Origin of the sequence: Rhodopseudomonas palustris (assembly GCF_003591005.1) — a bacterium.
Taxonomy (GTDB): Bacteria; Pseudomonadota; Alphaproteobacteria; order Rhizobiales; family Xanthobacteraceae; genus Rhodopseudomonas; species Rhodopseudomonas palustris_K.
In genome coordinates this window covers 243,185-256,825 of record NZ_QYYD01000001.1, presented here as the reverse complement: position 1 = coordinate 256,825, position 13,641 = coordinate 243,185, and the positions used below count along the sequence as shown (strand labels likewise).

The following is a 13,641-nucleotide window of genomic DNA, read 5'->3' as shown; positions in this document are numbered from 1 at the left end:
CCTGTGATCGATCCTTGAGTCGTTCGCCCGACATCACCCTCGAAGCCGTCCCCTCGGTTGGCGCCATTGCGGCGGCCGATTGGGATGCTTGCGCCCGCGGCGCCCTGGCGCCGCCGGACGTGGCTTCATCCGATGCTGCAGCAGCCTCCTGCACGACTTCGGCCGCGGCCTATAATCCGTTCACGTCGCACGCGTTTTTCTCGGCGCTGGAGACGTCCAAATCCGCCAGCGTGCGCACCGGCTGGGGGCCGCGCCATCTCGTCGCGAGGCGCGGCGACCAGGTCCTCGGCATCGTGCCGTGCTACCTGAAATCGCATTCGCAGGGCGAATACGTGTTCGACCGCGGCTGGGCCGACGCCTATGAGCGCGCCGGCGGCAGCTACTATCCGAAGCTGCAGGCCTCGGTTCCGTTCACGCCGGCGACCGGCCCGCGCCTCTTGATCCGCCCTGGCGAAGACGCCAGCGAAGTCGCTTCAGCTCTGGCGAGCGGAATGGTCGCGCTGTGCAAGCTGAGTGAGGCGTCGTCCGCCCACGTCACCTTCGCGCGCGAGTCGGAATGGCGCTTCCTCGCCGAGCAGGGATTCCTGCAGCGCACCGACCAGCAGTTTCACTGGCACAATCAAGGCTACTCCAGCTTCGACGATTTCCTCGCCACGCTGAACTCGCGCCACCGCAAGGCGATCAAGCGCGAGCGCCGCGATGCGGTGGCCAACGGCATCACCATCCATCACCTCACCGGCGCCGACCTCACCGAGGACGCCTGGGACGCGTTCTTCGAATTCTACATGGAGACCGGTTCGCGCAAATGGGGCCGGCCGTATCTCAATCGCGCGTTCTATTCGCTGATCGGCGAGACGATGCCGAACGATGTGCTGCTGGTGATGGCGCGGCGCGACGGCCGCTGGGTCGCCGGCGCGATCAACTTCATCGGCGGCGATACGCTGTTCGGCCGGCACTGGGGCGCGATCGAGCATCACCCGTTCCTGCATTTCGAGGTGTGCTACTATCAGGCGATCGATTTTGCGATCGCGCGCGGCCTCAAGGTGGTCGAAGCCGGCGCCCAGGGCGAGCACAAGGTGGCGCGCGGCTACCTGCCGCAGACCACCTACTCGGCGCATTACATCGCCGACCCGGCGCTGCGCCGCGCCATCGCCGACTATCTGAAGCGCGAGCGAATGTATGTGGACGAGATGGGACGCGAGCTGACCGAGGCTGGTCCTTTCCGCAAGGATGCCGATCCGGCTTGACCGCCCCGCGCGGCGCGGCGAAAGTCCGGCCGAAAATCGCCGGAGTTGCCATGACCGCCTATGATCCCCAGAACCCGTTCGCCAAGATCCTGCGCGGCGAATTTCCCTCCCACAAGGTCTATGAGGACGAGCACGTGCTCGCCTTCCTCGACATCATGCCGCGGGTGCCCGGGCACACGCTGGTGATCCCCAAGGCGCCGGCGCGCAATATCCTCGACATCACCGCCGAGGATTTCGCCCACGTCGCCCGGGCCGCCCACAAGATCGCCGCCGCGGCGATGAAGGCATTCAACGCGGACGGCATCGTCGTGCAGCAGTTCAGCGAACCGGCCGCCGGTCAGGTCGTGTATCACCTGCACATGCACGTCATGCCGCGCCACGACGGCGTCGCGATGCTCCCGCCCGCAAGCAAAAAGGAAGAGACCGCGGTGCTGGAAGAAAATGCGGCCAAGCTGAAGGCTGCGCTGCAGGGCTGATCAAACTGCACCGCCTCTCCCCGTCATTGCGAGGAGCAAAGCGACGAAGCAATCCAGCCCGGTGCACTGCGCTGGATTGCTTCGCTTCGCTCGCAATGACGGATAGGGCTGTTACTTCGTCGAATGCACACACCTGTCCGGCTTGAGGTCGATCAGCGGCGTGCCGTCGAGGCAGTCGAGGCCACGGACCAGGACGGTGGCGCTTTCGATGCCGACGAGGGCGGCGGCGGAGATGCCGATCGGGTTGGGCCGCACCGGCGACCGCAACGCAAAGGTGCCGCGCGGGCCGTCCTGACTGTGGCCCCGCTGCAGCACCAGATCGCGCCGCGCCTGATGCAGCCAGTACACCACCTGTACCTGCTCGAATTTGTCGAGGCCGGTCAGCGCCTGAATCCACGGCTCGAAAATCTCGAGCCGGCAGATCGGCCCATCGAAGCTGCCCTGCCGCGGCGTCTCGCCGCGCGCCGTCCACGGCGTACGGATGCGGCCGATGAACACCAGACCGGCATCGGTCGGCGGCGGCGGCGTGACGGCGATCTCGCCTTCACGAAGTTCGTCGTAACTGGCCATCGGCATTCCCATCTATCGCTATCGTTCGCAGCGTAGTGCCCCTGCCCCGGCAAGCAACCGCGGCAAAGGACTTATGCCAGCAGCCACTGCCCGGCGATCAGCACCGCTTCGCCGATAACGACGCCGATCAGGATCGAGCGCTTGGTCGCCATGAAGGCGATCAGGCCGATCGCCACCGAGCCGTAACGCAAGCCCCATGGCACGCTCGCCAGGGCGCCGGGCGGAAATACCAGAATTTGCGCGATCACGCCGGCGAGGATCGCGGTCGCGACCGCGCGGACCCATATCAGCAGTTCCGAGCCTTCGTCGATGCCGCCGCCCAGCCACAGCCCGATCATTCGCCAGATCTCGTTGGGCAGAAAGCCGGCCAGCACCAGCACCAGCAGCGCGTGCCAATCGCCGATGAAGCTGCTCATGCCCGTCTCGCCTTCCAGCGATGCACGCTGTAAGCGATCGTGCCCGCGGCAACGCCGCTGATCAGTACGTCGATGCCGGTGTGGAAATAGGCCACCACCGGGAACAGCAGCAACCCGAGGCCGAGCGCGACCACGTCGGCGATCTCGCGGCAGTTGCGCGCGGTCGACAGCAGGAACGCCAACGGCGTCAGCAGCAGCACCGCTGCGCCGAACAACTGCGGCAGGTTGGCTGCCAGCAGGTACCCGATGACGTTGGCGACAAGGCAGGTCGACACCAGCCCGGTACCGAGTCCGATCGTGAACGGGATGCGCCGCTCGCGCGGCACCTGCGGCAGCAGCCGGAAGCATTCGACCCACAGCGTCACGGCGATGAAATGCGCCGGCACGATCAGCTGCCGCAGCTTGGTGGTTGGCGTACGCATCAGCGGCAGCACCGATACCACCATCGGAAACAGCCGGATCGCGCTGACGGTCACGGCGATCGCCGCCTGAATGGCGGTTGCGCCGGAGCCGAGCGAGGAGATCAGGATGATCTGTGCCGGCCCGGCCCAGACTAACAGCGTGCTCAGCAGCACCCAGCCGAGGCTGAAGCGGCTGTCATGCGCCAGCGCGCCGATGCCGAGATAGGTCGCGAACAGCACCAGCGTCAGCACAGTGGTGCCGACCGCGCGCACGCCCTGCAGATAGGCGCGGCCCGCACTCATCCATTGCGGGGAATCGAGCGAAGCGAGCGCCATCGGAAAGGCCGCATCCTTGTCTGCCATGTGGATAATCCGGCGCCGGGCGGCGCCGCCGGCACCTTAGCGGCGAGCCCCCGCGCCGTCTAACGACGAGGCGCATGAGCGGATTGCATGTCTTCGCGTTTTCAGCCGCGGTTGCGCAGCACCAGACAAGCGCTACCGGCCTTGCGAATGCGCGCACATAACTCGTTGGCCTCCGGCCGCGTCTCGGCACCGATCCGCACCTGATAGAATGGCCGCGTGCCGCGGCTGCGGAACACCGAGCTCGACAGGCTGGGATCGTGTTCGCCGATCACCGCGCTCAGCCGCGACATCGCCCGCGCATACATCGCCAACGCGCGGTCGCGGTTGAAGCCAGCGGCGAGTTGTACGCCCCACGGCCGATCGGCACCGAGCTTCACGCGCTGCTCGAGCTGGGCAACGAACGGGTTCGGCGCCCTGCGCAGCAGCGCCATCAGGGTGCGGCAATCGGTGTTGGCCTTGGTGTCGGGCTGCTTGGCATTGCGCCCGGCCGCCGCCCAATCATCCACGGTCGTACCGGTGATGGCATAGACATACGACCGGGTCTGCTGCGGCATCGGGCCGGTGCCGGCGAGCCATTCCTGAACGCGGCGCGGCCCGGCGTTGTAGGCCGCCGCCGCCAGGCCGAGATTGCCGAACTGGCCGCGCAATTCGTTCAAGAACTCCGCCGATTTCGGCAGCGCTTGCACCGGGTCGAACGGATCGAGCAGGCTGCGCTCGCTTGCGGTGCCGGGCATGAATTGCGCGATGCCCTGCGCCCGCTTGCCGCTTCGCGTCACCGGTCCAACAGCGTCGGCCTGAAACCGGCTCTCCTGCCAGATCACACGCGCGAAGAATTCCAGCGGCAGATCGTGCGCCCTGGCGGCGGATTCGATCATCAGGCAGATCGACTCGCGGGTGTCCCGATCCGCGGGCTTGTCCGGTTCCTGTTTGGCTGCGTCGGCCGGCTTGTCGTGTGTCTCGGGCTTGACTACGTCCGATACCGGCGGCGTGGTGGCCGGCGTCCGGTCAGGTTGTTTGGTTGGAGTGCTCTCAGCCGCAGGCGTATCGGCAGGCTTTGCCGGCGCTGCATCCTCGGCATGGACCAGCGGAACCGACAACCCGGTGAGCAGCATCGCAAGCACTGCGGATCGGCGAAGCATTCGCAAGCTCATGCCAGGTTCCGGAACGTCACGCGTGTTGACATGGCTGGTCGCCGGAGGTGCAATCGATCATCGCCATCGGTACAGATCTTAGCATGGCCGAGCAGCACGAGACGACCGCCTTCGCCGCCGACGACGACGTGCCGATCGCCTATATGGCGCGGACGCGCGCCTATTATCAGGCGATCGGCTACGACGCACCGTATCGCTGGGCGCATCATACTGCCGCCCCGTTCCAGCCTCTGACAAAGCCGCTGGCGCAAATGCGCATCGCGCTGATCACCACCGCGGCGCCCTACGATCCCGCGAAAGGCGATCAGGGACCGGGTGCGCCGTATAACGGCGGAGCCAAGTTCTATCAGGTCTATGCCGGCGACACCGCGTCCGATCACGATCTGCGCATCTCCCATATCGCCTACGACCGCACCCACACCACCGCGACCGACAGCGGCACCTGGTTCCCGCTGCCGCAGCTGCGGCGACTGGCTAACGAAGGCCGTCTGCAGCTCGCGCCGCATTTCTTCGGCGCCCCGACCAACCGCAGTCACCGCGTTACGCTCGACACCGATGCGCCCGAGATTCTCGCGCGCTGCCGGGCCGATAACGTCGATGCGGCGGTGTTGGTACCGAACTGTCCGGTCTGTCATCAGACCGTATCGCTGGTGGCGCGGCATCTGGAACAGAACGGCATCGCCACCGTGATCATGGGCTGCGCCAAGGACATCGTCGAGCACGCCGCCGTGCCGCGCTTCCTGTTCAGCGACTTCCCGCTCGGCAACTCCGCCGGCAAGCCGCACGACGAAGCCTCCCAGGCGTTCACGCTCGAGCTGGCGCTGCGCCTGCTGGAAACCGCCCCGGCGCCGCAGACCACGGTTCAGTCGCCGCTGCGTTGGCGCGACGATCCGTCGTGGAAGCGCGACTACAACAACGTCGCCAATCTCAGCGCCGAAGAACTCGCCCGGCGCCGCGCCGATTTCGACGCCCAGAAACAACGCGCCCGAGCGGTGCGCGAGAGCGCGGAGTAGAACAACAAACTATCCCCGTCATTGCGAGCGAAGCGAAGCAATCCAGCTCAGCGCACGGCGCTGGATTGCTTCGTCGCTGCGCTCCTCGCAATGACGGGGATAGGATGGTTGCTACTTCTTTCGCATCGATTCAGGTTAACGCTCGTAAACGGTTTCGCTCCATATGTTACCGCTTACACTGCGCCACCTCTCACTCCGGAGATGCGGCATGGACGAGCGACGCAAGCAGCAGCGCGACAAGGTGGTGTATGGCGGCGTCGCGACGGTAAGCGAGCGCGGCGCGACGCGCGATTGCGTGGTCCGCAACATCTCCGAGACCGGCGCGGCGATCGAGTTCGGCAGCGCCACCGGGGTGCCGGAGCAGATTGCGCTAACGATCCCGCGCAAGGCCCGCACCTACCCGTCGACCGTGGTGTGGCGGCGCGGCAATGTCGCGGGGCTGGCGTTCAAAGCCGGCGACAGCTCCGAGCTCGCCGAGCAGCTGCGTAAGAGCGAAAAGAAGAAGCGCGAGCTGCAGCGCAAGATCAAGATCCTGCTCGGCGAAGGCTGACAGCGGCGCGTTGCCGCGCCCGCTTTTGTCCCCGGCAAGTCGCCTTTCCGGCAATTGCCTCAGCGTCCGGATGCACTACAAGGTCGGTCCCGATCCACGATCCGGCGCGCGGCGGCGCCGCCGGTGTGCAGAGGACGACGGCCATCAAGCGCAAGCAGCCCAAGACCCGGCGGCCGAAGAAAAAGCATCACGGCAAGCCGCAGCCAGCCGCAAAGCTTGTCGCGGCGGAGCCGGCTGCGCCGGCTGAACCCAGCGCTGCGCCTTTGCCTGCTGCGGCCCCTGCACCGGCTCGTGATACCACCCCGCCTGCCCCCGCGGCACGTCCGACTCCGCCGCAGCCCCGCCCTGCACCGGCGCCGAAGGCACCGGCCAAACCCGTGCAACGCCCGGCGCCGCCCGTGCCGCCGCGGTCTGCCGAGCCGAAGCCCGCTGCTGCGCCAGGGCTGGTTCTGCGCGCGGCCGACGCGGTGCTCGACATCCTGCGCAGCGAGCCGCGGCGGATGCTGCTATGGATCCTCGGCATCTATGGCGGGCTGTGGTTCGTCGCGGCGTTCAGCCTTCCGAACCTGCCGGCGGTCGGCACCGAGATGGCGCTGCGCGGCCATGAATGGCCGACCGGGCCGTGGCCCGACCCGCCACTGGCGCCGTGGCTGACGCAACTTGCTGCGCTCGTGACCGGCGGCTGGACTGGATCGCAGATCGTGCTGTCGATCGGCTCGGCGCTGCTGACCCTGCTGCTGCTGTGGCGTCTCGGCGTCGTGATGCTCGGTCGCAGCGGCGCCACGCTGGCGGTCGGCCTCACCATCATGATCGGCTGTTTCGGCGCGCAAGTGCTGGGCTTCGACCCGGCGATCGCGGCGCTGCCGCTGAGCGTCGCGGCCGTGGCGCTGTACCGGCGCGCCGTGCTGGGGACGACGCGCGCGCCGTGGATTGGGCTGGGACTGGTTTGTGGACTGCTCGGCAATGCCGAGCACGCCGGCTTTGCGCTGATGCTGGTGCTGCTCGGGCATCTGCTGCTGACGCCGGAGGGGCGCCGGCATTTGCTAACACCGGGTCCGGTGCTGGCGGCCGCGCTCGCGGTCGCGGTGCTGACACCGCATCTGTTGTGGCTCGCGCATGCCGAAGCCGGGCCGGTCGGCGTCGGGACGCGGATCGTCGCCGCGTTCAATTTCCTGCTGAGCCAGATTGGCCTTCATTTCGGCCTGATCGTCCTCACGGTGCTCGCCGCCCTGCCCCGGCTGCCGCTGCAGGGACCGCCGGCCGAACTGGGCGCCGAGCGCCCCAGCGGCTTCGACCGCTCGCTGATCCTCGCGGCGGCGTTTGGGCCGTCGCTTCTGGTTGCGCTCGGCAGCGTGGTTGGCTGGTTCAGTATCGGCACGACGACCGGCAGCGCGCTGGCGGGGCTATCAGGGCTAGCGCTGCTGATGCTGCTGCCGCCGAGTTTTGCGCTCCGCGCGCCGCGGGTCGCAGTGGTGGTGTGGCTGCTGGTGCTGGTCGGCGCGCCGTTCGTGGCGATCGGCTCGATCTACAGCCGCGCCTACGGCAACGGCCCGTTGCCGACCGAACTGTATCCAGCGCGCGCGCTGTCGACCGCCATGCAGGCGGTCTGGAAGAGCCGCACCACCAAGCCGCTCGACATCGTCACCGGCAGCGCCCAGCAGGCCGGATTCGTCGCGCTGTACGCTTCACCGCGGCCATCGGTGTTCGTCGACGCGGATCTGGCGAAAAGCCCATGGATCACACCGCAGCGGCTCAAGCACTCCGGGACGCTGGTGGTGTGGATTACCGACGAATTCCCCCGCACCGACGATCTGCCGCCGCCCTACCGCACCGCGCTCGGCGACGTCAGCCCGGTCTACGGCACGATGGTGCTGCCGCTCGGCCGCGGCAAGTTGAAGGCCTACGGCTGGGCGATGATCCCGCCGGCCGGTGAGACGGTGCAGGCGCCGGCGCCGGTTGCGCCGCCGCCTGCCGCGACCCCGCCCGAGACAGCAGCGCCCACCACGACGCAGCCCGCCGCGCCGCCTGAGCCATCGCAGCTTGTCCCACCCGCTGCGTCGTCACCAAAGCCCGCGCCGGCGGGGCCGTCGTCAGTAGTGCCGCCTGCAGCGAACTAACAACCCCAATCTCGCGCTTCGAATTGTCCTCTCCGTCATTGCGAGGAGCGCAGCGACGAAGCAATCCAGGGATGTGAACGGCGCCCTGGATTGCTTCGCTTCGCTCGCAATGACGGGTGGAGATGCAAGCTTTCAAATGAAGCTCTAAATCCGCAGCAACCGCTCTCTCCCGTCATGGCCGGGCTCGTCCCGGCCATCCACGCCTTTTCTGCAGTTCCGGCAGCAAGGCGTGGATGCCGGCACAGGCCGGCATGACGCCGCGTTGAGAATTTCTGGTCGATAGGACGGCGTGCGGGCACTTGGCGCGCAGATAACACTTCGTGCGCAAACAAAAGAGCCGGCGATCGCTCGCCGGCCCTTTCAACTCATCACTCGCTCGCCGCGATCAGGCCTCTTCGACCCGATCCTTGGCGCGGGGCTTGGCCTTGCGGGAGGCGCCGCGTTTCTTGGCGCCCGGCAGGTCCTCCGGCTTCGGCGTGACCGGGCCGTCGAGGAATTCGAAGGCGATCTTTTCCAGCTCGACGCCGGCAACCGCTTCGTCCTTGACCAGCACGACCTTGACGTGGCCGCCGCCCTTGAGCTGACCGAACAACACTTCGTCGGCCAGCGGCTTCTTGATGTGCTCCTGGATCACCCGCGACATCGGCCGCGCGCCCATCTGTTCGTCGTAGCCGTGCTGCACCAACCAGGCCTTGGCCTCGTCGGTCAGCTCTATCGTGACGTCGCGATCGGCGAGCTGAGCCTCGAGCTGGAGCACGAACTTCTCAACCACCATGCCGATCACATCGGCATTGAGATGCGCGAACGACACGATCGCGTCGAGACGGTTGCGGAATTCCGGCGCGAACTGCCGGTTGATCGCCTCGTGGTCGTCGCCTTCCCGCTTGCTGCGCGTGAAGCCGAACGCCTGCTTGGCGAGATCCGCCGCGCCCGCATTCGTGGTCATGATCAGGATCACGTTACGGAAGTTGACCTGCTTGCCGTTGTGGTCGGTGAGCCGGCCGTGATCCATGATCTGCAGCAGCACGTTGTACAGATCCGGATGCGCCTTCTCGATTTCGTCGAGCAGCACGACGCAATGCGGATGCTGATCGACGCCGTCGGTCAAAAGACCACCCTGGTCGAAGCCGACATAGCCGGGAGGCGCACCGATCAGGCGCGATACGGTGTGCCGCTCCATGTACTCCGACATATCGAAGCGCAGCAGTTCGACGCCGAGCGACGAGGCGAGCTGCTTCGCCACCTCGGTCTTCCCGACGCCGGTCGGGCCGGAGAACAGGTAGCAGCCGATCGGCTTCTCCGGTTCGCGCAGGCCGGCACGCGCCAGCTTGATCGAAGCGGAGAGAGATTCGATCGCCTTGTCCTGACCGAACACCACGCGCTTCAGGGTCGTTTCGAGATGCTTCAGCACCTCGGCGTCGTCCTTCGACACGCTCTTCGGCGGGATCCGCGCCATGGTCGCGACCGTGGCTTCGATCTCCTTGATGCCGATCGTCTTCTTGCGCTTGTTTTCGGCCAGCAGCATCTGCGCAGCGCCCGACTCGTCGATCACGTCGATCGCCTTGTCCGGCAGCTTGCGGTCGTGGATGTAGCGCGACGACAGCTCGACGGCCGATTCGATCGCCTCGTTGGTGTACTTCAGCTTGTGATAGTCCTCGAAGTACGGCTTGAGGCCCTTGAGGATCGCGATCGCGTCCTCGACGGTCGGCTCGTTGACGTCGATCTTCTGGAAGCGCCGCACCAGCGCGCGGTCCTTCTCGAAGTGCTGGCGATACTCCTTGTAGGTCGTCGAGCCCATGCAGCGGATGCTGCCCGAAGCCAGGGCAGGCTTGAGTAAATTCGAGGCATCCATCGCACCGCCGGAGGTGGCACCGGCGCCAATCACGGTGTGGATCTCGTCGATGAACAGGATCGCGTTCGGGTGCGCCTCGAGCTCCTTCAAGACTTGCTTGAGCCGCTCTTCGAAATCACCGCGATAGCGCGTGCCGGCCAAGAGCGTGCCCATGTCGAGCGAGAACACCGTGGCGGCCGCGAGCACCTCGGGCACTTCCGAGTCGACGATGCGCTTGGCGAGGCCTTCGGCGATCGCGGTCTTGCCGACGCCGGCTTCGCCGACGAACAGCGGGTTGTTCTTCTGACGGCGGCACAGCACCTGGATGGCGCGGTTGATCTCGGAATTGCGTCCGATGACCGGGTCGATCTTGCCGTCCCGCGCCTTCTTGTTGAGGTTGACGCAATACGTTTCGAGTGCGTCGCCCTTCTTCTTGGAGTCCTCGCCACCCTTGGCTTCGGTCTCCTCGTCGACGCCGCGCACCGGCCGCGCCTCGGAAACTCCCGGGCGCTTGGCAATGCCGTGGCTGATGTAGTTGACGGCGTCGTAGCGCGTCATGTCCTGCTCCTGCAGGAAGTACGCGGCATGGCTTTCACGCTCGGCGAAGATCGCGATCAGCACGTTGGCGCCGGTCACCTCTTCGCGGCCCGACGACTGCACGTGAATCACCGCGCGCTGAATCACGCGCTGGAAACCGGCGGTCGGCTTGGCGTCTTCGGAGCCGTCGGTGACGAGATTCTCGAATTCGGTTTCGAGGTAGTTGACCAGGCTGCCGCGCAGCTTGTCGAGGTCGACGCTGCAAGCCCGCATCACTGCGGCGGCGTCGGAGTCGTCGACCAGTGAGAGCAGGAGATGCTCGAGCGTCGCGTATTGATGATGTCGCTCGTTGGCGATCGCGAGCGCGCGGTGGAGGGATTGTTCAAGGCTTTGCGAAAATGTCGGCATCTCGTCCTCTGTGTCCCCCGCTCATCATGATCGCCGCTGCAACGTCGTGCAACAACAACCTTTCGACATATAGTGTCACAACCCGTCGCCGAAAGACCCGTTCCTTTCTCTGCCGGGCAGTACACCAAGCAAGTCCGGGAAAACCCGCCAATAAGAGCAATGCAAGAGCTGTTCCGAGATCGCGCGCACCCCTTCGTTCAGCGACTTCACTCCCCTACTTCTTCTCCATCACGCATTGCAGAGGATGTTGATGCTTGCGGGCGAAATCCATCACCTGCGTCACTTTCGTCTCTGCGATCTCGTAAGTGAACACGCCGCACTCACCGATGCCGTGATGGTGAACATGCAACATCACTTTGGTGGCGGCCTCGACATCCATCTGGAAGAACTTCTCCAGCACGTGGACGACGAATTCCATCGGCGTGTAGTCGTCGTTGAGGATCAGCACGCGGTACAGGTTGGGCCGCTTGGTCTTGGGTTTGACCTTGGTGATGACCGACGTGGTCGGGTTGCCCGACCCGGAGCGCCCGCCGTCACCAGCCATCACTGTCGTGTAGCGCCGCGTCGATCCACCGGCGGATAGCCATGCGGACGCGTCAGCGTAGTCGTTCGATTCATTCGGTTGCAGCATGGCTCAGGTATTCGAATCCCCACGGAACTCATTCCACCGGAACCGCAACGCGCACAAACTGTGATCGACGATTCAGCTCCGGCTGTCCGCCACCCCGGCGGCCCGATCCCCGACGCATGTTCGGGTACCGCAAATATGGGGCGAGTGACGGTGCGCCGCAAGCGCGGAAATCCCGGAGGTCTTCCAACCTTGGTGCGGCGCTGCGACCGTCCCGAGTTAAAGACGCATTGCGCCGACGCCCCGCTTTTCACCGGGGCCATTATGATGCGATTCACTATCGCAACCAACCGGGCGCATTTGTTACGCAATTTAGCGAGTTTCTGCGACTGGTTTTACCTGTCATTCAGTCCCTCGACCGGAGATTGCGGCAAATTCCTACCTTCGGGTGCCGCACATGTCGCTGAGATGTCCAGTCCGGTTCGAGCGCTTGGCGCGTCGCTTTGTGAGCGCCACCGGCGGTAACGTCGCCGTCCTGTTTGCGATCTCCCTGCTGCCGATCCTCGGCTTTGTCGGAGCGGCGATCGACTATTCGCGCGCCTCCAAGGCCCGCACAGCGATGCAAGCGGCACTCGATTCGGCGGCTTTGATGGTGTCGCGAGATCTGTCGTCGGGAGCGATCACCGCCGGCCAGGTAACCGCGAAAGCCCAGACCTATTTCACAAGCCTTTACACCAACACCGAAGCGACCGGCATCACCGTCACCGCCAGCTACACCGCGAAAGACAGTTCCGGGTCGTCGACGGTGTTGCTTCGGGGCGATGGCTCGGTTGGCACAGACTTCATGAACCTGTTCGGCTTCCCGGCTCTGGGGATCGGCAGCACCTCGACCGCGACCTGGGGCGGAACCCGGCTGCGGGTTGCCATGGCGCTGGACGTCACCGGGTCGATGAATGACGACGGCAAGCTCGGCGCAATGAAGACCGCCGCCAAAAGCCTGGTCGACAGCCTCCGTGCCAGTGCGCAAGGCACCGAGGACGTCTACATGTCGGTCATCCCCTTCGCCCAGATGGTCAACGTCGGGAGCAGCAACAAAGGGGCAAACTGGCTGAAGTGGGATGTCTGGGAAGAAAGCAACGGCAGCTGCAGTTTTTGGTGGTACTCGACCAAGTCAAGCTGCGAGAGCGCCGGCCGGACCTGGACGGCGACCAGCCGCAATCAGTGGACCGGCTGTGTGACCGATCGGGACCAGCCAGCTGATACCACCAAAGATCTTCCGACCAACGCAGCGACCCGCTTTCCGGCGGTCAGCTACACTCAAAACGGCTCTGACATCTGCCCGCAGCAGATCCTGCCGATGACATCGGCCTACAGTTCCTCGAACGCTCAGACCATCAAGAACAAGATCGACGCACTGACCGCAAATGGCGGCACCAACCAGCCGATCGGCATGGCCTGGGCGTGGCTGTCTCTGCAGACCGGTGCGCCACTCAACACGCCGGCGAAGGATGCCGATTTCAAATACACCGACGCAATCATTCTGCTGTCGGACGGTCTCAACACGATGGATCGCTGGCCATCCTACGGAAACGGCCAGACGCAGTTCAACGGCCAGATCGACGCGCGCCAGAAGCTGCTGTGCGACAACATCCGGGCGTCGGCAACCAACACCTCACGGACGGTGATTTACACCATCCAGGTCAACACCGATGGCGATCCAGAATCGTCGATTCTGCGCTATTGCGCCGACAGCGGCAATTTCTTTGCCACCACCACGGCCTCCGGCATCAGTTCGGCCTTCGCCCAGATCGGCAGTTCGCTGTCCAAGCTGCGGATCGCCAAGTAGCCCGCGCCGCTGCAATGCAGCAGCTAACGCCCACCTGATTGCTCGCAATAGTTGCATTTGACGAAAATCCGCCGGATCACCGCAACGGATGCTTAACGGTTTCGAAACGCACCTCTCCTAACCTCTTCCTCTGATCGTTCGCGCCCT

The 13,641-nt window shown here is 65.3% G+C and carries 12 protein-coding genes; 6 read left to right on the top strand and 6 right to left on the bottom strand.

What is annotated here, in order from left to right:
* The first annotated feature begins 14 nt into the window (after nt 1-14).
* Both D4Q52_RS01170 and D4Q52_RS01165 read left to right on the top strand, forming a co-directional pair.
* Nucleotides 15-1,247, top strand: coding sequence for a GNAT family N-acetyltransferase (locus D4Q52_RS01170; RefSeq protein ID WP_119854689.1), 1,233 nt, complete (start codon nt 15-17; stop codon nt 1,245-1,247).
* 50 nt (nt 1,248-1,297) lie between these two features.
* Nucleotides 1,298-1,723 (top strand): HIT domain-containing protein, encoded by a 426-nt coding sequence (locus tag D4Q52_RS01165; RefSeq protein WP_119854853.1) that lies wholly within the window; start codon nt 1,298-1,300, stop codon nt 1,721-1,723.
* 111 nt (nt 1,724-1,834) lie between these two features.
* Here the strand turns inward: D4Q52_RS01165 and tsaA are convergent, their stop codons facing one another.
* The 4 genes from tsaA to D4Q52_RS01145 all read right to left on the bottom strand — a co-directional run bounded on the left by tsaA (nt 1,835) and on the right by D4Q52_RS01145 (nt 4,612).
* Nucleotides 1,835-2,293 (bottom strand): tRNA (N6-threonylcarbamoyladenosine(37)-N6)-methyltransferase TrmO, encoded by a 459-nt coding sequence (gene tsaA / locus D4Q52_RS01160; protein ID WP_119854852.1) that lies wholly within the window; start codon nt 2,291-2,293, stop codon nt 1,835-1,837.
* Between the two features lie 71 nt (nt 2,294-2,364).
* A complete protein-coding gene (locus tag D4Q52_RS01155) occupies nt 2,365-2,709 on the bottom strand; it encodes an AzlD domain-containing protein (protein WP_119854688.1) in 345 nt (114 codons plus the stop codon).
* Complete coding sequence (locus tag D4Q52_RS01150; protein WP_119854851.1) at nt 2,706-3,446, bottom strand: AzlC family ABC transporter permease; 741 nt, start codon at nt 3,444-3,446, stop codon at nt 2,706-2,708. Before D4Q52_RS01150 ends, D4Q52_RS01155 begins: the two co-directional genes overlap by 4 nt.
* Nucleotides 3,447-3,574: 128 nt before the next feature.
* Nucleotides 3,575-4,612, bottom strand: coding sequence for a lytic transglycosylase domain-containing protein (locus D4Q52_RS01145; RefSeq protein ID WP_234831018.1), 1,038 nt, complete (start codon nt 4,610-4,612; stop codon nt 3,575-3,577).
* A gap of 95 nt (nt 4,613-4,707) precedes the next feature.
* On the opposite strand from D4Q52_RS01145, the gene D4Q52_RS01140 reads away from it, so the two are divergent.
* The 3 genes from D4Q52_RS01140 (at nt 4,708) to D4Q52_RS01130 (ending at nt 8,304) form a co-directional block, all read left to right on the top strand.
* Nucleotides 4,708-5,637, top strand: coding sequence for a glycine reductase (locus D4Q52_RS01140; RefSeq protein ID WP_119854686.1), 930 nt, complete (start codon nt 4,708-4,710; stop codon nt 5,635-5,637).
* 208 nt (nt 5,638-5,845) lie between these two features.
* On the top strand, nt 5,846-6,187 hold the full coding sequence (locus D4Q52_RS01135; protein ID WP_119854685.1) for a PilZ domain-containing protein: 342 nt from the start codon (nt 5,846-5,848) through the stop codon (nt 6,185-6,187).
* A gap of 398 nt (nt 6,188-6,585) precedes the next feature.
* Nucleotides 6,586-8,304, top strand: a complete 1,719-nt coding sequence (locus tag D4Q52_RS01130; RefSeq protein ID WP_234831017.1) for a glycosyltransferase family 39 protein — start codon at nt 6,586-6,588, stop codon at nt 8,302-8,304.
* Nucleotides 8,305-8,689: 385 nt separating this feature from the next.
* On the opposite strand, the gene clpA is transcribed toward D4Q52_RS01130, so the two are convergent.
* Nucleotides 8,690-11,080, bottom strand: coding sequence for an ATP-dependent Clp protease ATP-binding subunit ClpA (gene clpA / locus D4Q52_RS01125; RefSeq protein WP_119854684.1), 2,391 nt, complete (start codon nt 11,078-11,080; stop codon nt 8,690-8,692).
* A gap of 214 nt (nt 11,081-11,294) precedes the next feature.
* Nucleotides 11,295-11,624 carry an ATP-dependent Clp protease adapter ClpS gene (clpS, locus tag D4Q52_RS01120; protein WP_119854683.1) on the bottom strand — a complete coding sequence of 110 codons (330 nt, stop codon included), beginning with the start codon at nt 11,622-11,624 and terminating at the stop codon, nt 11,295-11,297.
* A 481-nt stretch (nt 11,625-12,105) separates the two neighbouring features.
* Here clpS and D4Q52_RS01115 point away from each other — a divergent pair, with 481 nt between their 5' ends.
* Nucleotides 12,106-13,494 (top strand): pilus assembly protein, encoded by a 1,389-nt coding sequence (locus D4Q52_RS01115; protein ID WP_119854682.1) that lies wholly within the window; start codon nt 12,106-12,108, stop codon nt 13,492-13,494.
* Nucleotides 13,495-13,641: the final 147 nt, after the last annotated feature.